Raw genomic sequence first — 25,855 nt, 5'->3', positions numbered from 1 at the left:
ATTAATCCATTTACCAGATTAAAAATCAAGCCGCCTTTTCTGCGGAATTACGGTCCTTGCGTTACAGTATTATGACTGAAGACTAAGATTATCTGCATTGCGAACTGCTTGACGCCCACAGGCTGGGCTGATAATTTCCATTTAATTTATTAAATAGGAATCGGCCCCGATGAGCTTGATGGGCAGCAATCACACATATTCCGGCCGCTACAACCGTCGCCTCGTTTTCGATCTGATCCGATCCGGCAATGGCATAAGCCGGCGTGACCTTGTCGATGTGACAGGCTTGAAGCCGCAGACCATGTCCAATATCTGCAAGGACCTGATAGACCGTTCAGTGGTTGTGGAAACCATCCAACAAGAGGGCGCGCGCGGTGCGCCGCAAAAGAAGATGTGGGTCAGGGCCGATGCCGGTTGCTGCCTGGGTATTCATGTGGATCGCGACGGGCTTCTGGGCATCGTCTGCGATCTGGCGGGGCAGGAGTTGGGTCGCGAAACCGCATCCGCATCGCTCGAAGATCCATCCGACACCATCCGTGCCATCGCCGATATGACACAGCGTCTGCGGTCGGTTACGGTGGATCGTCCCGCCTGGGGCATCGGCATCGCGATGCCCACATTGCAGGAGGCGGAATTCGAACATCCCGTCGGCCCGCCGGGTTGGGATGCGTGGAGCCGTATGCCGGTGGCGGAAGCCATCGAAGATGCATGTGGCCTCCCCACCATTATCGAGAATGACGCCACAGCCGCAGCAGTTGCCGAACTGAGGGTGGGAAGTGCGGGAGGACTGAGCCACTACGTCCATATTTTCGTCGGGCACGGACTTGGGGCAGGCATTATCAATGACAGCATGCCGCTCCAGGGATTTTGGAACAATGCCGGAGAAATCGGTCTCCTGACATGGCCGGCGGAACTTGCCAATCCAGATGCGGGGAAACAGACACCGTTTTCGATCGACGAGCTTGCAGCGATGCTGTCGTGCGAAAGCAGGGAGATTGCGCGGCCTGGGGCATTGGAGAAACTTTACGCTCAACGCGACAGTATTCTGATGCGATGGCTCGATCTCAATTCGAAGCGCCTGCGGTTGCTGGTGTCGCTGCTTGAAAACATCATGGACCCGCAGACCATCGTGGTTGGAGGGCACTTTCCACCAGCGCTCATCAATTCCCTGATCGACCGGGCCTATCCCCTTTTGCCGTCAGTCAGCGCCCGAAGCCACCGCGAAATTCCCCGGCTGTGTGCTGGCGCTCTAGGGCCGGAGGCCGCCGCGATCGGCGCTGCCATGCTACCTGTGATTGCTCATGGCAGCCCAGACTTCAGGCGCCTCTCATCCATGCGCGGACGCAGCCAGACGATCGATTTCGAAAGACGCTTCGATCGCGTCGCAGGCGCGCCAACGGATGACGACACGTCATCCTGATTTACATAACTCTTGCCGACAGGACTAAAACATGAAAATCGCAATTGCCGGGCTCGGCTTTCGGCTTGCCAATGTCATTACCTCCTTCCGCAAGGCCTTCCCTGAACTGGAAATTGTCGGCTTGATGGACCCGCAGCCTGCTGGGCTGCCAGCCATTCAGTCCGCAGGCATGGCGGCGCCGCGACGTTTCGAAACCATCGAGGCTATGCTGACGCAGACGAAGCCGGATCTTCTTATGGTCGGCTCGCCCAATCTTTTCCATCTGGAACATATCACCGCCGGATTGCGCGCAGGCGTGCGGGTTTTCACGGAGAAGCCGGTGGTGATCGACGAAAACCAGACGATGACGATGGCGCGTTTGCTTGCCGAATATGGCGATGAAAGCGTTATGGTGGGGCTCGTTCTGCGGTACTCTGACCTTTATCGGGATCTGCGCGCAGCCCAGACGCAAGGTCAAATAGGCGCCATCACATCGATTGAGGCATCCGAGCATATCGCACCCTACCACGGAGCGTTCTTCATGCGGGACTGGCGACGGCATACGCGCTATGCAGGGCCGTTTATCTTGGAGAAATGCTGCCACGATCTCGACCTCTATGGCAGCGTTGTTGGGCAGCGGGCGATGGCCGTTGCCAGCTTCGGCGGCCGAAAGTCGTTTATCGCGGAAAACAAACCGGATCAGTTCTCCGCGTTTCAACAGCGGGAATTCTATAAAAAGCCGAGCGGCTGGCTAGAGGGTGGCGCGGTGTTCGAGAGTGACGGCGATATTATCGACTATCAGACCGCGATTATCGAATATAGTGGCGGGGCGACGATGACGTTTCATACCAATCTCAACGTTCCAGATCAGTTCCGCCGCTTCTGCGTGATCGGTAGCAAGGGAATGGCCGAAGGCGATTTCATCCGCAATCGCTTCGAGGTGCACTCTGCAATAACAGGCGAAAAGCTAGTCGAGCGGCGTTACGAGGGGCACGAAAGCGATCACTATGGCGCAGATGATCAGATGGCCTCGGATATCTACAGGCATCTGACCGAGGCCTCTCCCCTGCCCGTCAACATCGTCTCAGCCTTGGAAGCGGGGCTCGTGGCAATCAAGATCGATGAGGCTCGCCGTCTCCGGCGCACCATCGAGCTTGCTGAAACCTGGCAGCGCTTCGATGACGCGCTTCGCGCCCCGCATGTGGCTGCCTGAGGCCGCGATTATGACGATGCCAGCGTCTTTATCATCCGTTACCATCCGCAAAGCCCGACCGTCCGATGAGACGGCGATCCTCGACATATGTGTGCGCACTTCAGATCAAGGCAAAGACGGATCACAATACTACTCTGACCCGAGACTTCCCGGACTCTTATGGGCGCTGCCCTATGTCCGCTTCTGCGCAGAAACTGCATTCGTGCTGACGAAGGGTGACGTCGTCATGGGCTACTGTGTCGCCGCACCCGATACGATTGCCTATGAAAATTGGCTAGAGGCCGCATGGTGGCCGTCCTTGCTGGAAGAGCTCCGCGATTTCGAAACACGGACAGTAGAGGATGAGAACGTTCTTTCCTATATTCGAAGCGCAAGAAAGACCCCGGCTGAGGTCACGCGGCCCTACCCCGCCCATCTGCATATCAATCTTCTGCCTGAGATCCAAAATGGCGGCCATGGGTCGTCGCTACTGCGACATCAACTGGATTCTTTAACGAGGTCTGACGTAAGAGGCGTCCATCTAGGCGTTAATCAGTATAACGAAAAGGTCGTAGCATTTTACGCCAAATTCGGCTTTGTGGAAATTGACCGGACACCATCGATCGTGATGGCGAAGCGGCTGACTGAATAAAATACTTAAAGCGCGTCGCGATTTCTAACGTCGCTCTTCAAGCTGTAGCGCCTTTTGCTTTCTTTTGTCGAAGCTCGAGGATAACCAAAACTTTTCCAGAAATGATTTTCATGACGAGCTGGCTTTTATAGTCCACTCCGTTTTGCGACAAAGTGTCTTTTCGCCTTGAAGGGATTAGAGCCGTCAAACTCGCTATTCAAAAATCGGCCAGTTGATAGGATACGAACGCCGCTCATTCTGGCATCAACGGTGTATTAAAGTTAGAGGACTGAACTGATGGGGTTGTCTAATCGCGGCTGGGGCGTCAAGATTGAATTTGTCTGAAGATCGCTGCCGGGTGCATGGTTGTCTTTGCGGTCGACATCAGCCGCCGCATGATGGAGCCACGCAGCACGAGCCTTCAATGTGGACGACGCATTCAGCTGCGACAGCGATGCAACACCATCGAGGGAATGGCACGGCTCACGTCCCGAGGCAGGGACGCTTCAAGCGCTCAGTTATTGAGCGCTGTCAGGTGCTATTCGGTCACGCCCGCAGTAGGATTGAAGAACTCTCCGATTTTCAGCATGGTGTGCATGGTGACAGCTAGCTTTCGCGCGACAGCCACGGCAGCTCTTTTAAAAGCTGATCCCCTCTCGCAGCTGAAGCCCCCGTGTTCGCAATGAACTCTGTTTGGAACTGCGCGTGAGAACGACCGAAGCCGCTTCGTATAATAGCCCGCGCAAATGGCGGTCTCTGAACCGCACCGGGTTTGCCGAAGGCTCCAACTTCTGAGAAAGTGGAGCCTCTGGCAAATCCGGCGCGGTTCACAGGAGGTCGGCTCCGAGTTTTTGAGAGCTGTCGTTCTGGCACATCTTCTCTCGTCTCGCTGCATAAGTGGATACAGGGGCCGACTCATCAATCGGAAGGCTCACGATCAACAGTCAGATCTGACAAGCTCTGCCGAAATATTGGATGGGAATAGATGGGGAAATGGAATTTCTAAAGACGGCGACTGTCCGGATCACGCCCGAAATCCTGTCTCTAGTCGCTGAAATTGACGAATTCAAAGGTGCTCGGCGTGCGGTCGGCCAGATCGCGCCTGAGCGGTTGTCCAGCTTGAGACACGGCGTCGATGCCACCCAACACCACACAACTTGGCAATTCCGTTGAAAAGCCCGAATGACAATCAGTGAGCCGTAAGATCGCGCAAACGATGCGGTTTTTTGATTACGGCCTCGGTTTTTGTGGAAACCTTATCAGAGGTTTAGTATAAAGCTGGCCTACAGCGCGTGCTGCGTGCGCTGCGGGTTCCCCCGAAATCCACGGAGACTAAGATCAACTTCCAGCTAAGGGAGCGTGAACCTGTGTCTTCGACATCAAATCCAGGTCGCATTAATTCCACACTTCGCAAGTTTCTCGACAATGAGGCCTCAGGTGGCCTTGTTCTTATGGCCGTCGCGCTTTTGGCGATCATCACGGCCAACTCACCTTTGGCTGAGGATTACTTCCATATCTTGTACGTCTACATCGGGCCTCTCAACCTCCAGCACTGGATCAACGACGCCCTGATGGCTGTGTTTTTCCTGATGGTTGGACTCGAGATCAAACGTGAAATGCTGGACGGCCAACTCTCCACCTGGAGCCGCAGGGTCCTGCCCGGTGCTGCCGCTGCAGGCGGCATGCTGTTTCCGGCGCTCTTCTATGTTCTTTTAAACCGCGACAACCCGGCAGGACTTCAGGGATGGGCGATCCCAACCGCGACCGACATTGCATTCGCTCTCGGTGTCCTCTCACTGTTCGGATCACGTGTTCCGGCGTCGCTGAAGATTTTCCTTGCGGCGCTTGCTATCATTGACGACCTCGGAGCGGTCATCGTTATTGCTCTGTTCTACACGGCAGATCTGAACCTTACTGCTCTCATTGGCGCTGCTCTCGTTTGGGGTAATCTCTTCATTTTCAACAAGATGAAGGTGAAGGTACTGTGGCCGTATCTGGTGGTGGGAGCTGTACTTTGGGTGCTCGTCTTTGCCTCAGGCGTTCATGCGACGCTTGCTGGCGTCATGCTGGCATTGACGATCCCTTTGAAGCTTACCCCTGGCACGCCAGAAGCAACGCCAGAAGAATCCCCACTCCATCGCCTTGAGCATGCGCTGCACAAGCCTGTTGCGTTCATCATCGTGCCGATCTTCGGCTTCGCTAATGCTGGCGTTTCGCTCTCCGGCCTTAGCTTGTCGGTATTCAGCGAGCCTCTGACAATGGGAGTTGCAGGTGGTCTCGTGCTCGGCAAGCTGGTCGGAGTACTCGGCGTCGTCACATTACTGGTCAAGCTTGGGCTTGCACAACTTCCTGCGCAGGCGAGCTGGGGTCAGGTTACGGGCACTGCTCTTTTGTGCGGTATTGGCTTCACGATGTCTTTGTTTATTGGCTTGCTCGCCTTCAACGATCCCTCTGTTCAGGATCACGTGAAGATCGGCATCCTGATGGGATCACTTGTCTCAGGTGTCGCTGGGGCGATTATTCTCACTCTATCGAGCAGGCGTCAACCGGCTGAAAACCAGCTGAGTTGCGCGACAATCAAGTGACGGCGTAACGGAAATATTACCTGCGTCTCGGGCCTCTGACCCGAAAAGGGTCAAGCCGGCATTGAGCGCCGAGATCGAATTTCGCGCCTCAACTGCTTACGGCAAACTGAAGCGTACCTCCTGCAAAGGCTTGCAGGAGGCGCCGGACAATGCCGGTTTTTGCAGGCTGAATTAGCGATAAGGTCCGAGCAGGCTTAACAAGCTTTATTTGGTCGCAACGGCGCAAGTGCTTGTCTGGCGTGCTGCCTGTTTCGTGGACACTGGAATTAAGGTGTTTCTAACGGAGTTGGAGCCCACGAATACAATGAAAAAATTCAGTCGCGGCACGCGCCCGGAAAGGCGATCATGATGCGTCCAGGACCGGCAACAGTCGGGCAAGGACAGTCCGATCAAGCGCGGCCAAGATCGTCGCTTCCGGCCGTTTGGCAGGCAGATCTCGAACAACCTGTTGCCTTCACGCAGCGGCGGTGACGCCATCTCGAAAGCTGCCACAGGCGGTGGCCGGTTGACCCGGAACCACCTGAAATATCTGATAGGTCAATATATCGGCTCATTTCGATGATTGTGACCTTACATCAGAGTTGACAATAGGCTGACGTCCTTCACGTGCCCAGTGCTATGCTCTATCCCTGCAATCACCTCCGACATGCTCGACTTGCCGCGCGAACTATTGTTAGGTGATGGTGCGTCAGAGCGAATGTGTCGGAGGGCCGCATGAGACTCAGAAACCAGATCCTTGCGCTGGCCATAGGGCCTCTAGTGCTTGCGATCATCATCATCACGGCACTCATAACATGGCAGTCAATGACGCTGGCGCGCACGAGTATCGACGCGTTTGAACGAAACATGCTTGCTGCTAAGGAGGCGGAACTCCTCAACCTCACCAATCTTGCCCTATCTGCTATCCGCTCCGTTTATGACAAGGCCGGGCCTGGTGACGACGCAGCAAAGGAAGAGGTCAAGCGCATTTTGATGGACCTTGACTACGGCACGGACGGCTATTTTTTCGTCTATGATTATGACGGGTTGAACGTCGTTCATCCGCGGCAAAATTTCCGTCCGGGTAATAATTGGCTGGATCTTTATGATCCTGATGGCAATCGGGTCATCTACGACCTGATCCTCAAGGCAAAAGAAGGCGGGGGGCTTGTTCAGTACAAGTGGGAGAAACCGTCGACCCGGAAAACGGCCGACAAGCTGTCCTTTGCGGCCGGTCTCGACAAGTGGCGCTGGATGATCGGGACAGGAGTTTATCTGGATGACGTTTTTGCAGCGACCGCGGCGGCCAAGGAAGAATTGCGCCATTCCATCACCTGGAATTTTCTGATCGTTGCGCTGTTTGCAGTTCCTGCCGTGCTGTTGGTGTTTGCCACCTGCATGCTGCTCAATCTGCGCCAGCAGAGGATGGCGGATGGTCGGCTCAAGGAATTGATGCAGCGAGTGATTGATACACAGGAGGAGGAGCGCCTGCGCATTGCCCGGGAATTGCATGACGGCATCTCTCAAAATCTTGTCGGTGTGCGTTTCGCAATCGATCTTGCACGGCGCAAGGTGACGCCGGACAATGTCGGTGCTGTAGAGGCTATCGGCAAAGGGGCCGCCGCGCTGACCGAGGCGATCAAGGAGGTCCGTCGTATTTCACACGACCTGCGCCCACGTGTTCTCGATGACCTGGGATTGACCGCGGCTTTAGAAGCACTGATTTCAAGCTTTTCCGAACGCACCGGTATCGCGGCAACGCTGGAATCGGTGGCCTTCAAGCACATGCTAGTTCCGGAAGCCCGTGTCGCCCTTTATCGTGTCGCGCAGGAGGCGCTGACCAATATTGAGCGTCATTCGAATGCGACGCGGGTCACCATCAGGTTCTCCAGCCGGGATGAACGCGTGCAGATGATCGTCAGCGACAATGGCCGCGGATTTCCGGCCACCCGCGAAGAGAGCGAAATGGCGACCGACAAGGGGCTTGGCTTGCGAAACATGCAGGAACGCATGACCCATTTCGGGGGCAGGCTTGATGTGGAAAGCTCTGCCAAGGGAACGGTTCTGCGAGCGGTCCTGCCCATGACGGCTATGAAGGACCCCGGCCACCGTGTGCAGGAGGCTGCGGAATGATCGTTCACCCTATCCGGGTTCTTCTTGTCGACAACCATCCTCTCATCCTCGACGGGTTGAAGGCGGTGCTCGAAACGTACGAGCACATCACTGTCGTTGGAACCGCAGTGTCTGCCGTGGCGGGTATTGACGCGGCTGTGGCCACGCAACCCCATGTGGTGCTGATGGACATCAACATGCCCCAGATCAATGGCATCGATGCGCTCGAACTGTTCAAGGAGAAACAGCTTTCAGCGCGGGTGCTGATGCTGTCGATGCATGATAGCCGGGAATATATTTCGACCTCGGTGATGTATGGTGCCGCCGGCTATATCCTGAAAGATGTGGCTACCGAGGAAATAGTGGTAGCCATCGGCACCGTTGCGGCGGGTGGCACCTATTTCTCGTCAGGAGTCCGGGACGTGCTGATGGAGAGCGCCACTGGCAGGTTGAAGGAACTCACCACCCGCGAGCAGGACGTTCTGCTACTAATTGCGAGGGGAAAAAGCAACCGCGACGCCGCTGTGGCGCTGGATATCGCCGAGAGCACGATGGAAACCCATCGCAAGAACATCAAGCGGAAACTGGATATTGCAACGACCGCCGGTCTTATTCGCTATGCGATAGACCACGGGCTCATCAAGGAATAGCGCGATGGGATCGAGGCCCCGCGAATGTTGTCACCCGGGGGCCTCGACATCAGTTATGCCAGCTTATTTGCCGGCAGTCTGCATCGCATAGCCATAGCTGTCATAGGTATATTCGGCGACGCGGAACCATTCATAGCTCTCGTCGCGGAATTTCTTCCAGCCGGGATATATTTTGGCCCATGCGGGATGTTTCTGCGTATACTCGTCATAGAGTTCGAAGGTTGCCTTATAGGCGGCGTCGAGCACTTCCCGGGGTAACGGGCGAAGCTGCGTGCCCTTCGAAACGAGCGAGCGGATCGCATCCTTGTTCTTGACGTCGTAGAGAGCCTGCATGTTGATGTTGGCCGCCTTGCAGGCGGTGTCAAGCGCTGCCTTGTATTCGTCAGGCAGGGCCGCATATTGATCCTTGTTGACGAAGAAGTGAATCGTCAGACCACCCTCCCAGAACGCTGGATAATAATAATAGGGCGCGATCTGGTAGAAACCGAGCTTTTCGTCGTCATAAGGGCCGACCCACTCCGCAGCATCGATGGTACCACGTTCCAGTGCTGGATAAATGTCGCCGCCCGGAAGCTGCTGTGGAACGGCGCCAAGCCTCGCAAGCACCTGCCCGGCGACCCCGGCAATTCGCATCTTGAGGCCCTTGATATCCTCAATGCTTTTTATCTCCTTGCGATACCAGCCCCCCATCTGGGCGCCCGTCGCACCACCAGGAATTCCGATGACGCCGTAGTCGGACAGAAATTCATTATAGGCCTCGTTGCCGCCGCCATGGTAAAGCCATGCGTTCTGCTGACGGGCATTCAGACCGAAGGGGATGGTCGAGCCGATGGCGAATGTCGGATCCTTGCCTGTGAAATAATATCCGCAGGTATGGGAAATTTCCACCGTGTTGGCCTTTACGGCATCGATGGCCTGTGCGCCGGGAACAATCTCTCCGGCCTGAAAGACCTGGATGTCGAACTTGCCACCCGTCATGGCCCTCAAGGCATTCGCCATGACAACGGCACCGCCGTAAATCGTGTCGAGATTGTTCGGAAAACCTGACGTCAAACGCCAGCGAACGGTCGGTGACGTTTGGGCTATTGCCGGAGTTGCTAGCGTCGAAGCAGCCGCTGCCGCTCCCGCAAGCACACCGCCCGACAAGAATTGTCTGCGGCCTGGATTATCCTTCATAGTTTTACCTCCTCCTGTTGAATACGGGTGGCGTGGTCGGGCGCTTGCCTGCCCGATCAATCGTCACGGTGTGCTTGGCTTGCCGAAGCTCGGTGCCGTGTTGCCGGGCGCGAGGAACGGGTTGGCGAAAGGATCGGCGTCCGTTCCCGCGCCGGGCATGGGTACGTTGATATGAACGGCAGAAGGATCGGCCACCTTGGCGCCCGACTTGTAATGCATCACGATGCCGGGGAACGCGATGATGATGATGACCATGGCGAGCTGGATGAAAAGATAGGGAATGGCGCCGAGATAGATCTGGCTCGATGTGATTGGCTGGATCGTCTGCCCGGTGATGCGATCCTTGTAGGCCCTTGTCGGCGCGACGGACCGCAAAAAGAACAGCGAAAAGCCGAAGGGCGGGTGCATGAATGAGGTCTGCATATTGACCGCTAGCATGACGCCGAACCAGATCAGATCTATGCCAAGCGCATCCGCGACCGGAGCCAGAAGCGGGATGATAATGAAGGCCAGCTCGAAATAATCAAGAAAGAAGGCCAAAAAGAAAACCAGCAGATTTGCGACGATCAGGAATCCGATCTCGCCGCCCGGAACCGATGTCATCAGATGCTCGACCCAGACATGGCCGTTCACGCCATAGAAAGTCAGGGAGAAGACTCGCGCGCCGAGCAAGATGAGCAGGACGAAGGACGACAGTTTTGCCGTCGCGTATAGCGACTGCTGAATGAGGCCCAAGTTGAGCTTGCCATTGGCGAGCGCAAGGGCGAGTGCGCCCACCGCTCCCATGGCGCCACCTTCCGTGGGCGTGGCGATGCCGAGGAAGATCGTACCAAGCACGAGGAATATCAGGACGAGCGGCGGAACCAGCGAGGTGATCACCTTCAAAAGCAATTTGCTGCCCCGCAGGGTCCGTGCCTCCAAAGGCAGTGCAGGCACTTTTGCCGGACTGATGATCGAGGTCACGATGATGTAGAGCGTGTAGGCACCAACGAGCAAGAGACCCGGAACGAGGGCGCCTTTGTACATGTCCCCTACCGAGCGACCGAGCTGGTCCGCCAGCACAATCAAGACGAGGCTTGGCGGTATGATCTGCGCCAGCGTGCCGGAAGCTGCGATTGTGCCGGCGGCGATTTTACGGTCGTAACCGTAACGCAACATGATCGGAAGAGAGATGAGGCCCATCGAAATGACCGAGGCGGCGACAACGCCGGTGGTTGCCGCCAGAATAGCGCCAACGAAAATCACCGCGAAGGCAATGCCGCCACGTACTGGTCCAAACAGCTGGCCGATTGTATCCAAAAGGTCTTCCGCCATGCCGCTCTTTTCAAGGATCAGGCCCATGAAAGTGAAGAAGGGGATGGCGAGCAACGTCTCGTTGGACATCTGACCGAATATGCGATCGGGTATGGCCTGAAACAGGGTTGCCGGTAGCAGGCCGAGTTCGATGCCGATGAAACCGAAGAAAAAGCCGACAAAAGCCAGAGCAAAGGCCACCGGATAACCCAGCAGGAGCACGATGATGAGCGCCGCGAACATGATCGGGGCGAGATTTTCCGCAAGGAATGCCATTGTTATTTTTCCTTCGATCAGAGCATTGCCGCTTCGGCGTCCGCCGCTGCAACCGGATCAGGAATATCGCCGCGCAGGATAGCGACGCGCTTGATGAGTTCTGACACTCCCTGCAAGGAGAGCAGGCTGAAGCCGATCGGTATCAGTGCCCAGACCGGCCATTGGATTAGGCCGCCCGTATTATTTGATACTTCACCGGAGGCGAACTTCTGCAGGAAGACCGGCCAGGAGAGGTAGACCGTGATGAGGCAGAAAGGCAGGAGGAAGAAGATCGTCCCGAGAATGTCGACCCACAGTTGCCCTTTGCGCGGAAGATTTCCGTAGACTAGGTCAACCTTCACATGCTCGTTGTTAAGAAGCGTGTAGGCGGCAGCAATGAGGAACACTGCAGAGAACAAATACCACTGTGATTCAAGCCAGGCGTTTGAGCTCATAGAAAACGCCTTGCGCATGATCGCGTTGATGGCGCTAATGAAAATAGCCGCTAGAAGCAGCCAGGAAATTGCTTTGCCAATTGCTGAATTGGCAGCATCAATGGCGCGCGAAACGGCCAGTAGAAGTTTCATGATATCCTCCCCGGACGCGGCCGCGTACTCCTCAATACACATGCTGCCGCTATCGTTCGGGCAAGATATCAATGGCGGCTTCTCGCTCAAGGGCTGTCGTCTGTTAACTTCTTCAGGCATACCGAGAACTGGGTATGCAGGTTCAAACAGAGCAAAAATACAGTGGCATTCCGTGAAGAAACACCGTGTCCAGGCCTGTAGCTTTAATTGCACTCGAGGCAGCCCTGCTGGCGAATCTTCACCTTCAGCCATGTCGAGTGGAATCTGCGATGTCACTTGATTGGGTCCCCGCATCGGGCAATTTTAGGCCGCTTGGCGATGACTCTGTTGATGAACGACTGGCCCGGGATCAGTGACCTGTGTAAGAAGTACGTCGGAGCCGTATTTCCAAATGCCAAATCCAAGATAACTTTGTGCCTCAACAAGAGGGCGTCGATGGCATACCCGAGGCGGCTCGAACTCTAGCGCAGGTCTGAGCAGGCCTTGAGAGTATCACCTTCCTGCATGTTTTCGGCAAAAAGGTCCGTCCAGACGTTCTGAGGCGCTGTATTCTTAAATGCGTCTGAACCCAATCTCAAGCTTACATAGATTGGCCTGCTGCCGGTTTCGTGGACACAGAATTAAGGTGTTTCCAATGAAACTGGATCGCGTGAATGCAACGAAGAAAGTTCAGCTGCGAGTAAAAGCTTGAGACGCTTCAGCAAGTCAGTCACGAGGTAACTCCTTCCCTGCGCCAACAGATGTGTCGGCAGGCGCGACCTGTGCGGTTTTCGCCGTATCGAGCCTTTGCCGAGCTTTCGGAACGATCAGCGGCGTTCCGGACACCGGATCGGAAATGATGACGGCCGGCAGGCCGAAGACGTCTTCCACGAGTTTCTCGGTGACGATGGCGGACGGCTTTCCTTCGGCTACGATAGCGCCGTCCTTCATGGCGATCAGGTGCGAGGCGTATCGGCAGGCATGGTTGAGATCGTGCAGCACGGCGACGACGGTGCGACCGTGTCGGTTGAGATCGGCCAGCAGGTCGAGCAATTCGATCTGGTGGGCGATGTCGAGGAAGGTGGTCGGTTCGTCCAAAAGCAGGATCGGTGTTTCCTGCGCCAGTAGCATGGCAACCCAGATGCGCTGGCGCTGGCCGCCGGAAAGCTCATCCACCAGACGATCCGACAGGTCCGTGACGCGAGTTGCTTCCATCGCCTTGACGACGGCTTCCTCGTCGGCCTTCGACCATTGCCGGAAGAATGACTGGTGCGGGTAGCGGCCGCGCGCCACAAGATCGGCGACGGTGATGCCTCCCGGCGTAACAGACGATTGCGGCAAGAGGCCGAGACACCGAGCCACTTCCTTGACGGCAAGATCAGTGATGCTTCGTCCATCGAGAATGATCTGACCGACAGAAGGCGCGAGCAGCCGTGACAATGCCCTGAGCAGCGTGGACTTACCGCACGCGTTCGGCCCGACGATGACGGTGAGGGAGCCATCGGGAATGGCAACCGACAGATTCCGCGAAATCGTTCGCTCGTCATAGCGAAGCGTGACAGCGTCGGCACGCAGTCTGTCAGAAGTGGTATGGATGTTGGTAGAGGTCATTTGCGGCCCTCGCGAATGAGAAGCCAGACAAAGTAAAGGCCGCCGACGCTCACCGTCATCACACCGACAGGAAGCTGGACGCCGAAAGCGTGCTGTGCTGCGAAGTCGGCGGCCAGCAGCAAAAGCCCGCCCGTCAATGCGGACGGGATGAGTGCGACACCGGCGGAGCGCGTCAGACGCCGCGCGATCTGTGGTGCTGCAAGCGCAATGAAGGCGATTGGACCGGATGCGGCCGTGACGATTGCCGTCAGTGCCACCCCGAGCACCGTCAGTAAAAGCCGCGTCCTGTTTACATCGACGCCGGATGCTCTCGCCGCATCGTCACCCATCTCGAGCTGACGCATCGGCCGGAAAAGGAAGAGTGTCATTGGCACCACGATGCACAGCACGACGACGACCGGCAGAAGCTGTTCGAGGCCGAGACCGTTGAGCGAACCCGCTCCCCATATGGCGGCGCTCATCGCCACCTGAAGCTCGGCTTGGCGAATCATCCATGTATTGAAGGAACCGAGCATGGCCGCCACGCCGATACCGACAATGATCAGCCGGAAGCCCTGCCCACAGCGCAACCACGAGAGAATGTAGACGGCCGTGGCGGTGACAATGCCGCCGATCAGCGCACCGGCCGCCGTCTCGTAGTAGCCGCCGGAAAGAAGAAGGATGACGACCAGTGCACCTGTATAGGAGCCGGCGGAGAAGCCGATGATGTCGGGCGAGCCGAGGGGATTGCGGGTGAGGCTCTGGAAGATCGCGCCGCTCATTCCCAGAGCTCCCCCTAGCAAGAAAGCGAGCGCCACACGGGGCAGACGCCATTCCACCACGATTATCCGCACCATGTCGTCGCCCTGGCCCGCGAGCGCACCAAGCACTTCAGACAAGGTGACGGGATATTTACCGACCAGAAGCGATGCCACTGCGATAAAGGCCGCCAGCGTTAGCAGCAGCGTGGCTACAATTAGTGCACGGGCATGAATGAGGAACGACAATCGGCCCGAGAGCAGCCGAACCGCGACCAAGGTGCGGCCAAAATCGATCTGCGAAGAAGAGTGAAGCGTCATAACCCGCTCGCCTTCTTTCTGCGTACAAGCAGGATCAGTACCGGAGCACCGATGAAGGCGGTAACGATGCCAGCCTCGAGTTCTCCCGGATAAAGGATCAAACGCCCTGCAACGTCTGCAGCCAGCAGGAGCAGCGGTGCGTAGATCATCGTCGTAGGAATGATCCAGCGCTGGTCTGGGCCGGTAAACCAGCGCACCACATGCGGCACCATCAGACCGACGAAACCGACAGGACCACAAGCAGCCGTGCCCGCACCGGCAAGCAGCGTCACGGCGATAACCGTCATTGTCCTGGCACTAAGAATATTGGCGCCGAGCGAACGCGCCAGATCGTCGCCGAGCGCCACGGCGTTCAGTGGCCGGGCGGCAGTCAATGCAATCAAAAGCCCAGCGCCGATAAACGGGGCAACTGTCGTGACAATTTCCATATCCCTTCCCGCAATCGACCCTATCGACCAGAAACGCATGGAATCGAAGGCTTGCGGATCGAACAGTGTGATAGCGGAACCGATACCGCCGAGAACGGCCGACAGTGCGACGCCGGCAAGAACCATTCTTACCGGCGTCGCGCCATCCGAGCCGACCGCGCCAAGCGCATAAACCGCGAGCGTGACCGTGATAGCCCCCAGAAATGCAAACCAGAGATAGGAGTCTATGGAATAGAGGCCGAGCATACCGACCGCGAGTGTCACGAAGAAGGCAGTGCCGGCATTGACGCCCAGTAAACCCGGGTCAGCCAGAGGGTTGCGCGTTGCCGCCTGGATCAGTGCACCAGATACACCAAAAGCCGCACCGCAAAGCAGACCGAGCAAGGTTCTCGGAAGGCGGTAATCATGCACTATGATGTGCTCCGCAAGGTGGGTGTCATAGGTGAACAGAGCTTCCAAAACCGTCAAAATGGCGATTGGCCGTGCTCCGATCGAAAGGCTGATCAGCGTCATGGCACCCAAAAGGACAAGACCGGCCACCAGACCGAACAGCCGTGGCATAATCCCGGCCAAGCCGCATTTTTCTTGATGGGTAGGGACAACGGTACTCATGCACGTGACTGCCCTTGTACCCAATAACCAACCGCCGTAATCCGGGACTTGTCGATGCCACATATATCGCGAAAATGTCGACGGCATTCCGCAACTGCTTTCGCTTCGCCTGCGATCCACACGTAGCCAGTATTATCTGGAAAAGTCGCCGTTCGGGCGATATCGACAAGCTCGGTTGCATTGCGGGTTTTGCCGAATGATTCATGCCAGAAAACCGCAACATTACCCCCTGCCGCAAGTTCGACGCGGTCCTCAACGGTGGGAATTTCGACATGCGCAATAACAGTGCGATCGTGTGGCAACTCTTCCACGATCCGACTTATCGCCGGCAGGGCAGTGTAGTCACCGATCAGGAGAATTGCTCCTTGATGAGGCGGATCAAAGCGCGATCGAGGCAGGTAGATTTCTATTGCATCGCCAACACAGGCCCGTTGAGCCCATTCAGTAGCGATACCGACGTCATGCTTGACAAAATCGACCGTGAGGCAGCGATTGTCCGTGTCCCATCGCCGTACGGTGAAATAACGACCCGTAGTCGTCATGTCCGGCTTTGTGAATGACAACCAGATAAATTCGTCGGGTGCATCTGTGCTGCAAAAATGCGCTAGATCCTCTCCACCAAGCACTATACGCACCATTGACGGGGTCAGGCACACTCGCGACAAAACAGTCGCCCGCATTGACTCTGTACTCAACGGTTTATCCCCACGCTGTGTTTTGAAGTGCCCTCGAGACGACTTGCGAACTTCGGAAATCCATAGGGTATGGACAGAACACTTGGATTGCAGGCGACCCACACCGCCAGTGGATCGTCGAGCGGGACATATCCACCATTCACGACCGGAGAGCACCGTTTGAACAGCGAATTCCCCTCGAGTTCCAGCCGCGCACCCGGCGGGAACCATAAGATCAAGAGATCTGTCTCTATGGTATCCAGCAACTCCAGACTGATGCTGGCGCCGATCTTCCGTCTTGTCGAAGACGCGAAAGACAAGACACTCGGCGCAATCCGTAAGCCGAGTTCCAATAGTGATGCGACCCGCCCGTCGGGCGGGAGGTAGACGTCGATGGCGTTGCTCGCCGGGAAGTAGTTGCCAAAGACGAACGTCCTGCCGCGGATATGCGGATTAGCCTTGGCAAGGTCCCGAAGTTGGACTTTGGTCGCTGAAATCAGGTCGCTTGCTTGTCCGGAGAGCCCAATTGCGGCGCCTGCCAGTTCCGTGATTTCCTTCCAGTCCGCCTGCAAGGGGCCGGATCGATAGGCGACCGTTGGAGCAATTTGCTGTAGGCGGTGCCAGGCCTGGGCATTGATGTTCGTCCGAATTGCCAGAATGAGGTCGGGCTTGAGCAGGGCGAGTGCCTCGTAGTCGATCAGGCCCTGGTTCAGAAGCGTAGGCTTGGCATCACCGATTTTATTTGCGACCCACGGCAGGACGCCATTTGGAAACTGGCCGTAGCTGGGCATTGCAATCGGCGTGACGCCGAGAGCCAGCAAGGCATCTTCGCCGCCCCAACCCAATGTGACAATGCGCCTAGGCGGTTCGGGGATGATGGTTGTCCCAAATGCATGCGAAACGGATACAGGAAAATGCCTGTCGAACGACGTAGCCGAAGCAGACCATCCGAACGAAACGGTCGCTCCCAGAGCCGCCATAAGGAAATTCCGCCGCTCAAGCACGGCGTCCTTCTTTTCTTTCACGATCAGGACCTCAGAACGTTGCTTTAAGGCTGAGCGTGATAGTCCGGGGATCGCCATACATGCTACCCCAACCCGGGGCTCCCACCGTCTGATAGTACCGCGTGTCGAAGAGGTTATCGACGCTCAGAGCCGCCTGGACGTTTTCGTTGAACTTGTAGCCGACCCGGGCACCAAGAACGGCAAAGGGTTCCTGGGTAACCCTGGTAGTTCCAACTGTTCGGCTTGTCTCCGACTGGAAGCGGACACCGGCTCCGACTGTCAAACCTTCTAACTGTTCCGTAAAACTGTAGTCACCCCAGATCTTGATCAGATGGTCAGGCGTAATTGTCCTGTTGAAAGCGTAGTCTTCTTCACCCGCGATGAGCGTCTTGTGTGTGTAGGTGTAGGATGCGGCCACCTGCAAGTTGGAGAACAACTCCCCGCTTAATTCGAGCTCAACACCTTCGCTTCGGACTTTTCCTCCCGCAATGGAGCATTCGCCGGTTGGGGAAGAAGCACATGGATAATTGTCATCATCGAAAACGGCACGGTTCTTTGTCGTACTGCGGAAAAGCGAAACCGACGTGTTCGCCCGCCCGTCAAGCACATTCCCCTTGATCCCGATTTCGTAATTGTTGCCAAGGATTGGGTCGAGCGTCTGTCCCGAAGCATCGACGTTCGTCTGCGGCTGGAAAATATCCGTGTAGCTCGCATATACCGACCAGTTGTTGTCGAGATCGTAGACAATGCCTGCATAAGGGGTGAAAACACCTTTCTCCTGATAGGAAGAAGACGGGACACCGGGCTCGTGACTAACCGACCGGTGTTTGTACCAGCTCACGCGGCCGCCCAGAATAACGGCCAGCGGATCCGTCAGGCTCAGCCGGGTCATGCCGTAGAGTGCCTGCTGCTCGATCGTGTTTCGTGTGTTGCCGCCATTAATGCGATTGGCGATGATGAAGTTGTCATCAACTTCGGGAATAGAAATGGGATCAAAGACGTTCTGGGCAATTCCCAGTCGTGCGACGGCGAATTCGTTATCGCTAACCAGTCTGTTGATGCTGCCCCCCAGAATGACGTCGTGGGTACGGCCGAACAGATCCAGTTTTCCATCGAGATAGCTGTCGAAAGCCACGTTCGATGTTTCCATGTCAAAAAGGCTACCCATCATAGAAGAGCCGGCAAGGGTTGTCGGGTTGATGGCGCCAACGGAGTACTCGTATTTCACGTCATGCTGCTCGCGCCAGTAATCGACGGAGGTCTTCCACTTCCAGTTCTCATTGATGTCATGGGTGACGTCCGCGAACAGCGATACCTGATCGGTGTCCCAGTAGTTCCAGCTCTGGCCAAGGCAGGTATCGCGAGAAAGTCCAAGATCGGACCCATCACTATAGTGCGGCAGTCCCGTGAAGCAGGGGGTCGACGTCCGGTGTTTGTAGCTGCCTCCGAACGCCACGGTCGTATTATCTGTTATGTCGGCCTCAAGGATCCCGTAAAGAAAAACGTTACGGCTTTTCGCGGTATCGGTGAAGTAGTCGCGGTCATTGAATGAACCTACAATGCGACCCCGCAATGATCCTGGCTCATTTAGGGGACCGGTCGCATCGACTTCGGTTCGATAGTTCTGGAACGAACCGATATCCTGGGAGACCGAAAGCTGGCGCTTGTCGAGCGGCCGTTTCCTGACCATGTTGACCGTCGCACCGGGATATCCGACGCCTTGGAGCAAACCGGCTGCGCCACGCAAAACCTCAACGCGATCGAACGCTGCCATGTCTTCGCTGAAACTGTTCGCCTGCGCGTAATAGGTGCTGCGGGCAACGCCATCATATTGCATCGTGTCAACGACCGAACCACGTGAATAGACATATCTCGACCCCATCGGGCTGTCGTAGAGCGAAATGCCCGGGGCCTCTTCGAGCGCATCATCGATCGTCGCAACATTCCGATCGTCCATCTGCTTACGTGTGACCACTGAAACGGCTTGGGGGATACGGCGTATTTCCTGCTCGCCCTTGCCGATTGTGGCGTTTGCAGCCGTGTAGGAGCCAGTTCCCTCTGTGGTCGCACCGTGACTTTGAACCGTAATGGTTTCGAGCACTGTCGAGTCATCCACCGCAGCGCCAGCGTTCGACATCGCTGAGGGACTGACTATGGTTACGGTATTGGCGGCGGTGAAGCGGTAGGACAGTCCCGTGCCTGCGAGAAGCCTGCCGAGTGCCTCATCCCGGCTGAGACTTCCCGAGACACCGGGCGATGTTTTGCCGCGCACCAGGCTGGCCGGATAAAGAACCTGAAGGTTGGAGCGGTCACCGAAGCGGGAAATCGCGGTTCCGAGCGGGCCTGACGGGACGGAATAACTGATAGTGGCGGATGCCTGCTGCGCCGCTGCGGGCCGAACAATGGTAACATCCATCAAGGAAATCACCGTTGACGCCAGAAGTGCCAAACCCAACCCGCCGATCCGGCTGTTTGCCTTGCCGGATGACCTGTCCCCAAACTGCTTCACCATAGCCCCTGTCAAACTCCTGTCCTTGCGTATTTCACGAGTGCAAACGCACCCGTCCGATGCAAAGACGGATTTCGAGGTACACCACCTCACCCCCAAAGTGGAAAATAATCGTCAAGTTTTGATAAAGGGTCGAAATGGGAGGAAAACTCAGCCCGCCCCTCTTATTCAAGCAGGATGCAGAACAACCAGCCAGGGAGACAGCTGGAAGGTTCGAACCGGCAAAGTCGTCCGGATCGCTTCAAGCACGCCATCAGGATTGCTGATGTCAAAAATGCCGCTCACGCGCATATTCAGCAGACGACTTTCAGTGACCTGGATGGTGCCCGAACGATAACGGTTCACGTCGGCAAGAACCTGTCGCAGCGGGCGATCCTCAAAAATCAGCTTACCGCGCCGCCATGCAGTTTCAGATTCCACATCGACGGGTTGAACCTTGCCAAGCCGTTCATCGTCATAGGTGACATATTCCCCGGCATTGACGACGGTATCGGAGTGATCCGGTCCTATGACGGAAACAGCACTCTCTTCGACGGATACGGTCACGGTGCCGGACCATTCGTGAATGACGAAGCGCGTTCCCAAGGCAGTAGTACTGCCATTGGCAATCAGAACGGTGAAGGGGCGTCTGGCATCCTTGGCAACATCAAAAAAGGCACGGCCGCGAAGAAGGCGTACAGTACGGACCGCATCGGTATAGGCCAGGGAGATCGCGCTGTCCGCATCCAGTTCGACCGTCGTTCCGTCGACAAGGGTTACACTGCGCAGTTCACCCGTTCCGGTAAAATGATCGCTCGTCAGGAAATCCGGCGGACCTGCGACCAAGACAACGGCGCCTACGGCGACAGCGGAAGCACCTCCGGCTAGAAAGGCACGGCGAGATGCCAGCGGGCGACGGGGTGTTTGTCCAACCGCGCTCTTGCGTGGATCGGGAATCCGGTCAAGATAGGACCAGATGCCACCAAGCTTGGCATATTCAGTACGGTTCAGAGGATCGGAGGCCATCCATGCGACGTGATCGGCCCGCTCCGCTTCGGTTGCATCGCCTGAATTTAGGCGCACAAACCAAGCCAGCGCCTCATCGCGCGATTTTTGTCTTTTATCGTTGTTCGTTGTTGCCATAGTGGCCACCGGCTGTTTCCTTGCGCAAGCTGGGGCAACGTTTCCCGAACCAGATATCCGACATATAGACGAATCTGACCGGACAGCACCTCACCCATGCCGCGCATATTTCTTCGAAACTTCTAGTCAATGAGATCGCCAAGCCGGTCCCGCAAGTGCGCAAGCGCCTTCATAACCAACTTTTCGACGGCGCTTTTTGTTATCTTCAAGTCGCGGGCGATTTCGGCATGGCTCAATCCATCAAACTTGTGCATCAGGAAAACCTGTCGTTGTCGCGGGGGCAATTCTGAAATGGCCTGTTCAAGGCGGCCGAGACGCTGGCGGTAATCCACGACCCTTTCCGGCGACGGTCTATCATCGACGGAATCAGGAAGCTCTCCAGAAGATAAATATCGCTCAAGGGACCGCCGGCCGCGAATGTGATCCGTTGCCAGATTATCGGCCATGCGAAAAAGATAGGATCGCGGGTTCTTGATGTCAGTTTCGACGGGAATGCTCTGAAGTCGCAGGAACGTATCCTGCAACACATCGTCAGCATCCACATCGCGACCAAGGCGACGAGAGAGATGCCGCAACAGTTCTCCATAACTGGCTGCGAAGCTCTCAAGTATATTTTTCTTCTTGTCTCCGACCATTTTTTTAGAACCGTTCGACAATTCTCGACATGGATATTTGAGCAGTGCCCTCTAGGGTCGAGTCCATCATGCAGTACGACAGTGAAGCCTGGTAAAGGCCTCACTTTCTCCTTTAGCAAAACTTTCCATAAAAAATCCAGTTATATGGCGAGGTGGAATTCGGTTGAAAGTTCCTCGTCCCCTTGCACTTCCCGACTGAGCCTTGGTCCGATAGCAACCCGCTCGCCCGGAGGTTTGAGGAATTCGTCATAACGCTCGGCACCCTTGGCGCGCCCGGCGGCCTGAGCTGCGTCCGGAAGAGAAGTGGTCGAGGCCAGCCAGAAGCGGACAAACAACGTGATGGCAGTTTCGGCAATCAGCGAATCCGAGTGCCCACGCCGTTCGGTAAAATCCGCGAGGTGGCGCGAGCAAGATGTGTGCGTGAATGCGCTTGGGATGGTCCAAAGTTTGTAAACACCTTTTCCCGTTTTCGAGGGAGCCGAGAATGGTCGAGTGCCTTGGGGAGAGCAAAGCCGCCCCTTGGACTTGGCCGGTCAGGCTGCTGTGTTTTGGCCGGGAGGAACGGCAAGTGCAACCGCGTCAGCGCCGGCGGGAAAGCGGAGCTAGCCGCTGGCATCATGCACGACTGCCCAGATTGCATCGGCGACGTCCGTTTCCCTTGTTGTCAGCGCAGGGTTTGCAAATGCCTCGAAAACCGGTCTTGCGAAATCGGCATAGGCCGCAGGGATCATGCCCCCGAACCGAACTGTTTTGCCCGAAGCTTTTCGTCGGTGCGTAGCCAAGCTCAACGACCTATGCGCGTAGTTCAAAGTACGCCAGTTGATACGCCAGCAAGCCGGTGAAGCCTTCGATGACTTGCTTGCTTGCCGTGTAGGCGGCCGCCAACGGCATCGCTGCCAGCGTCACCCTGGATGTGACGTTGACGATGATCCCCGAACGACGCTCGCGCATTTGGGGAATGACAGCCTGCACCATGGCCATGACGCCCAATGTGTTCGTCTCGAAAAGGCAGTCAGATCTCATACCCAAGCCGCAGGTGATGGCGACGGCTTCAGGGATTGCCGAACTCGTTCTTCCTGTCTTGGTGTTTGGCTTTTCACACGTTATTCCGCGCTTGGCCTGCTGGTCATGACGGCAGTGATCCAGCTGACAGTTCCAGACGGCTGGGCCAATTTTCATCTTCCCTGGGCCGCCATGGCACTGACCCTTGTCGTGTACGGGGGTGGCAGGATTGCGATTGACTACTTCGTCAAACTGCGTCGAGATTCACTCATTTGAGGGTAATGACTGTTACTGAGCGGCTTCGCCAATCGCCACCAGCGAAGGTTGCACAACATCTCTCACTCGCTGTCTATCACTTTGAACGGTAAGAAGTTCGCTCGGAGTGGGGGCTGGCCATGATAGAAACGAGGGTAGTCTGGGCAACACTACGTATCGATATTGAATCGGTCCAATCCAGTCTATTATGGAACTTAGAGCATTCTCGATAACAGCATGCGGTCGACGCTGTGATTGGTTCGATGTCGCACGCTGTTGATGGGGGTACGAACCAACCGCACGTCATTTGTTGTCGGACTTTCTGGAGCATTCCCATTGGCTTAGAAACACAGTGGAATGGACTCAATCGAAAATTATTGGTGAATTTCGTTTAGGTATTCAGCGCATTGTCGAGGTCGTGCAATCCAACCATCAGCATCATGGGATCGGACGGAGAAGACAGGAAGCCGACGGCTTCGTAGAAGGCTCGTGCGTCATCAGAAATCGCATGGACCAGCACGCCGCGGATCGGGCGATCGGCGACCCTGCAGGGTTCGTTCTCGTTTCGAAACGGCATATGGCTGTTCTCGGCCCGATTGTTGAAGCTCTTGTGCGACCAATTGTTAAGGCCGGCAGCCACGTCCGCATTTGCCGCACTCGTAGGAGCGCAGCTTGTCAGTGATGATCCGCTAGGGAGCAAAACTACAGCGCTTCATCAAAGACACGAGTAGGCGCTTGGCCTCCCTTTTGTCACGTCGCTTCTGTAAAATTTCTTCGAGAACGACGCCATCCTCATCGACTGCGCGCCCAATCCAAAACGTTGGCAACCGCAAGCCGGTTAGCGTGACAACACCTCTTGACGGGCTAAGGCCACTAGGCGCTGCAGGAGGCATACGCCGCCGCTCGGAAGACGTTGATCGCCAGGGGATATCCTTGAGATAGGAACGCATAACCTTACTGATTGTGCAGGATTCAGGACAGGCGGAGCGCCCGGAATAGCCGTTATGTGCGTGAGGCACCTACGCCCCTGTCAACTTTCAATAGAAAGCCTGATACACCCAGACAGTCGTTGACCCGGCGAGATCGTTTCGACGCCACGGCCATTTCGCTCTGGTTCCGGTAAGCCAAGCGCTCCGGCGACCATGGAAACGGGTTCAAGACAAAGATAGCGGTCCATACGGTGGGCAGCGAGATTGCTAAAAACGGGATCCGCCTCGAGCAACAGTGAAAAACTGCCAAAACCGATGCGCGCATATGACCAGTCGGTGAAGTGCAAGGTGTATCCCGTCGTAGCAGGAATGGCAGGTTTCGAGCGGGGCACCGCTCGCTGGCCGGTTGGCACGTTCTGCACATCGAGGGGATATTGCAGTTTGGCATCGGTGCTAGCGTCGCAGCCCAATTCTGCCGCAAAATAGGGATGCCAGCCAAGCGAAACCGGCACAGGCCGGTCTTCCAGATTGGTTATCGACAATTCCACCGTCAAACGGTTGCTTTCAAGCAAAAAAGATTGTTCAGCGCGGAAGGAAAATGGCCACTCAGCATCCGCCTTATAGTCAAGCACCAGCGTGCACTGATCGGCCGCCAGGCTGGAAATATCCCACGATCGTCGGTGAGCAGGTCCATGCATGGCATCAGGCGAAAGGGCGGGATGTGGAAGAAGGTCGTGGCGGATATCCGCGTGAACGAATGAGCTGCCATATAACCTGTTGTGGTAAGGAATGAGCGGATAGGCACCTGCCCTCGGCCAGTTCAACGGGTCAAAAGACTCCCCCGCTGTCGGCACCAGGATATCGCCGTGATCCTCGTGGTGCAGATGCGTCATCCTTCCACCCCAGGAAGGGTGGAGGCGGGCCGAAAGCTGCCTGAAGGCAATCGTAACCGTTTCAGGCAAAAGCATAGGAGCCGTCAGGCCGTTTTGGCACGCGTCGCTGCCAGTGAACATAGCCATCTTCCTGCATGGCCTTTTCATCCATCTCGACTCCCCAACCCGGTCGGTCCGGCCTCAGTTCCAGGTAGCCATCCTTTGGCAGATAAGGGTCGACAACATAGCGCGTTTCATCCTCGCGTTTTTCGAGGTCGGTGCCGCCATAAACATAGCACTGCCCTTTCGGCAACCTGTATTCAAGAATACGGAAATTCTGCTGGGCGGCGGAGAAATGCACGTTGACGGCGGTGGCGAGCGGCCCCATCGGGTTGTGCGGCGCGATGCTGACGAAATGCGCCTCTGCAAGCGTGGCGATGCGGCGCATTTCCGAAATACCACCGACAACGCAGATGTCGGGTTGAATGATATCGGCGCCCCGGACTTGCAGAAGACGCAGGAAGTCATTGCGGTTGTAAAGACTTTCACCGGTTGCCAGCGTGCAGTTCAGCCCCTGCTTCAGGTCTCCCCACATCTCGATATTTTCCGGACGCAACGGCTCTTCAAAAAATAAGGGATCGTAAGGGGCAAGCGCATTGCCCAGTTGACGAGCGGCAGCAGGCTCGAAAATCTTGGCATGCGCATCGAAGGCAATATCGTAGTCGGGCCGCACCGTTTCGCGAAGCGAGCGGAAGTATTCGGCCGAACTGCGCACCACCTCACCCCAGCGATGGGCGTGAACATCGACGCGCCATGGGCTTAGCTTGAAGGCTGTGAACCCCCAGTCTTCGTTGAGACGATCGAATTCTTCCCTTGCCGCCTGCGCATCCGGTGCCGTGTAGACGCCGGCGTAAACCTTGATACGATCACGCACTTCGCCGCCCAAAAGCTTGTAGACAGGCACCCCCGCCGCCTTGGCGGCAAGGTCCCAGAGGCAATGGTCAAGCGCTGAGATTGCCGAAAGACCGAGTGCTCCGGGCGGAAAGCGGTTTTGTTGGAGGAGGAGATTGTAGAGATACTCGACCCGAGTCGGATCCTGCCCGGCAAGAAAGCCGTAGAGGTAATCCAGAACCGGGGGCAATGCGAGATCGGGGCCGTGATTGTAGCATTCGCCCCAGCCGGTCAAACCGTCATCGGTATCGAGAGCGACGATAACGCGGGGGCGGTCCTTGTCGCGGGTAACGAATACCCGCATGCGATCGATTTTCATGCTTTGGTCTTCCTCTTGAATTGCGAGAAGCAACAG

The 25,855-nt window shown here is 56.4% G+C and carries 19 protein-coding genes and 3 pseudogenes; 6 read left to right on the top strand and 16 right to left on the bottom strand.

Going from position 1 to position 25,855, the window contains the following annotated elements; translation table 11 throughout:
* Positions 1-169: 169 nt before the first annotated feature.
* From J5276_RS27220 to J5276_RS27210, 3 genes are read left to right on the top strand one after another with little or no spacing between them, the layout of a single operon-like run.
* Positions 170-1,420: an ROK family protein gene (locus tag J5276_RS27220; protein ID WP_080850363.1), complete on the top strand. Its 1,251-nt coding sequence runs from the start codon at positions 170-172 to the stop codon at positions 1,418-1,420.
* 31 nt (positions 1,421-1,451) lie between these two features.
* Positions 1,452-2,612, top strand: a complete 1,161-nt coding sequence (locus J5276_RS27215) for a Gfo/Idh/MocA family protein (RefSeq protein WP_209159945.1) — start codon at positions 1,452-1,454, stop codon at positions 2,610-2,612.
* Positions 2,578-3,243 (top strand): GNAT family N-acetyltransferase, encoded by a 666-nt coding sequence (locus J5276_RS27210; protein ID WP_209159944.1) that lies wholly within the window; start codon positions 2,578-2,580, stop codon positions 3,241-3,243. The genes J5276_RS27215 and J5276_RS27210 overlap by 35 nt, the downstream gene beginning before the upstream one ends.
* A gap of 517 nt (positions 3,244-3,760) precedes the next feature.
* Here J5276_RS27210 and J5276_RS27205 read toward each other — a convergent pair.
* Positions 3,761-3,977: pseudogene (locus J5276_RS27205) on the bottom strand (IS110 family transposase); the annotation flags it as partial.
* A 612-nt stretch (positions 3,978-4,589) separates the two neighbouring features.
* Between J5276_RS27205 and nhaA the strand changes: the two are divergent.
* The 3 genes from nhaA to J5276_RS27190 all read left to right on the top strand — a co-directional run bounded on the left by nhaA (position 4,590) and on the right by J5276_RS27190 (position 8,548).
* On the top strand, positions 4,590-5,807 hold the full coding sequence (nhaA, locus tag J5276_RS27200; protein ID WP_209159943.1) for a Na+/H+ antiporter NhaA: 1,218 nt from the start codon (positions 4,590-4,592) through the stop codon (positions 5,805-5,807).
* Positions 5,808-6,521: 714 nt separating this feature from the next.
* Complete coding sequence (locus J5276_RS27195) at positions 6,522-7,919, top strand: cache domain-containing protein (protein ID WP_173998730.1); 1,398 nt, start codon at positions 6,522-6,524, stop codon at positions 7,917-7,919.
* Entirely contained in the window at positions 7,916-8,548 is a 633-nt protein-coding gene (locus tag J5276_RS27190) for a response regulator transcription factor (protein WP_209159942.1), read from the top strand. The genes J5276_RS27195 and J5276_RS27190 overlap by 4 nt, the downstream gene beginning before the upstream one ends.
* A 63-nt stretch (positions 8,549-8,611) precedes the next feature.
* On the opposite strand, the gene J5276_RS27185 is transcribed toward J5276_RS27190, so the two are convergent.
* The 15 genes and pseudogenes from J5276_RS27185 to J5276_RS27115 all read right to left on the bottom strand — a co-directional run bounded on the left by J5276_RS27185 (position 8,612) and on the right by J5276_RS27115 (position 25,819).
* The gene (locus J5276_RS27185) at positions 8,612-9,724 is read right to left on the bottom strand and encodes a TRAP transporter substrate-binding protein (protein WP_209159941.1); all 1,113 of its coding nucleotides are present in this window, start codon (positions 9,722-9,724) and stop codon (positions 8,612-8,614) included.
* Between the two features lie 63 nt (positions 9,725-9,787).
* Positions 9,788-11,293, bottom strand: coding sequence for a TRAP transporter large permease subunit (locus J5276_RS27180; protein WP_019565758.1), 1,506 nt, complete (start codon positions 11,291-11,293; stop codon positions 9,788-9,790).
* A 17-nt stretch (positions 11,294-11,310) separates the two neighbouring features.
* The gene (locus J5276_RS27175) at positions 11,311-11,859 is read right to left on the bottom strand and encodes a TRAP transporter small permease subunit (RefSeq protein WP_019565757.1); all 549 of its coding nucleotides are present in this window, start codon (positions 11,857-11,859) and stop codon (positions 11,311-11,313) included.
* Positions 11,860-12,564: 705 nt separating this feature from the next.
* A complete protein-coding gene (locus tag J5276_RS27170; RefSeq protein WP_051376977.1) occupies positions 12,565-13,449 on the bottom strand; it encodes an ABC transporter ATP-binding protein in 885 nt (294 codons plus the stop codon).
* Positions 13,446-14,507: an iron chelate uptake ABC transporter family permease subunit gene (locus J5276_RS27165; RefSeq protein WP_209159940.1), complete on the bottom strand. Its 1,062-nt coding sequence runs from the start codon at positions 14,505-14,507 to the stop codon at positions 13,446-13,448. The genes J5276_RS27170 and J5276_RS27165 overlap by 4 nt, the downstream gene beginning before the upstream one ends.
* On the bottom strand, positions 14,504-15,547 hold the full coding sequence (locus J5276_RS27160; protein ID WP_209159939.1) for an iron ABC transporter permease: 1,044 nt from the start codon (positions 15,545-15,547) through the stop codon (positions 14,504-14,506). Before J5276_RS27160 ends, J5276_RS27165 begins: the two co-directional genes overlap by 4 nt.
* On the bottom strand, positions 15,544-16,185 hold the full coding sequence (locus J5276_RS27155) for a siderophore-interacting protein (protein WP_209159938.1): 642 nt from the start codon (positions 16,183-16,185) through the stop codon (positions 15,544-15,546). Before J5276_RS27155 ends, J5276_RS27160 begins: the two co-directional genes overlap by 4 nt.
* Before the next feature lie 53 nt (positions 16,186-16,238).
* The gene (locus J5276_RS27150) at positions 16,239-17,303 is read right to left on the bottom strand and encodes an iron-siderophore ABC transporter substrate-binding protein (RefSeq protein ID WP_127966255.1); all 1,065 of its coding nucleotides are present in this window, start codon (positions 17,301-17,303) and stop codon (positions 16,239-16,241) included.
* Positions 17,257-19,734 (bottom strand): TonB-dependent siderophore receptor, encoded by a 2,478-nt coding sequence (locus J5276_RS27145; protein WP_219256732.1) that lies wholly within the window; start codon positions 19,732-19,734, stop codon positions 17,257-17,259. Before J5276_RS27145 ends, J5276_RS27150 begins: the two co-directional genes overlap by 47 nt.
* A 168-nt stretch (positions 19,735-19,902) precedes the next feature.
* Positions 19,903-20,856, bottom strand: a complete 954-nt coding sequence (locus J5276_RS27140) for a FecR family protein (protein WP_127966253.1) — start codon at positions 20,854-20,856, stop codon at positions 19,903-19,905.
* 122 nt (positions 20,857-20,978) lie between these two features.
* Positions 20,979-21,431, bottom strand: a complete 453-nt coding sequence (locus tag J5276_RS27135) for an RNA polymerase sigma factor (RefSeq protein WP_247750013.1) — start codon at positions 21,429-21,431, stop codon at positions 20,979-20,981.
* Between the two features lie 662 nt (positions 21,432-22,093).
* A pseudogene (locus J5276_RS27130) lies at positions 22,094-22,499 on the bottom strand (SDR family NAD(P)-dependent oxidoreductase); the annotation flags it as partial.
* 779 nt (positions 22,500-23,278) lie between these two features.
* A pseudogene (locus tag J5276_RS30585) lies at positions 23,279-23,569 on the bottom strand (DDE-type integrase/transposase/recombinase); the annotation flags it as partial.
* A gap of 209 nt (positions 23,570-23,778) precedes the next feature.
* Positions 23,779-24,645 (bottom strand): aldose 1-epimerase, encoded by an 867-nt coding sequence (locus tag J5276_RS27120; protein WP_209159965.1) that lies wholly within the window; start codon positions 24,643-24,645, stop codon positions 23,779-23,781.
* Positions 24,632-25,819, bottom strand: a complete 1,188-nt coding sequence (locus J5276_RS27115; RefSeq protein WP_209159937.1) for a mandelate racemase/muconate lactonizing enzyme family protein — start codon at positions 25,817-25,819, stop codon at positions 24,632-24,634. The genes J5276_RS27120 and J5276_RS27115 overlap by 14 nt, the downstream gene beginning before the upstream one ends.
* Positions 25,820-25,855: the final 36 nt, after the last annotated feature.

This window comes from Agrobacterium sp. S7/73, from assembly GCF_019355535.1.
Taxonomy (GTDB): Bacteria; Pseudomonadota; Alphaproteobacteria; order Rhizobiales; family Rhizobiaceae; genus Agrobacterium; species Agrobacterium tumefaciens.
The sequence above is the reverse complement of the archived record's forward strand: the minus strand, read 5'-3'. Positions and strand labels throughout refer to the sequence as shown.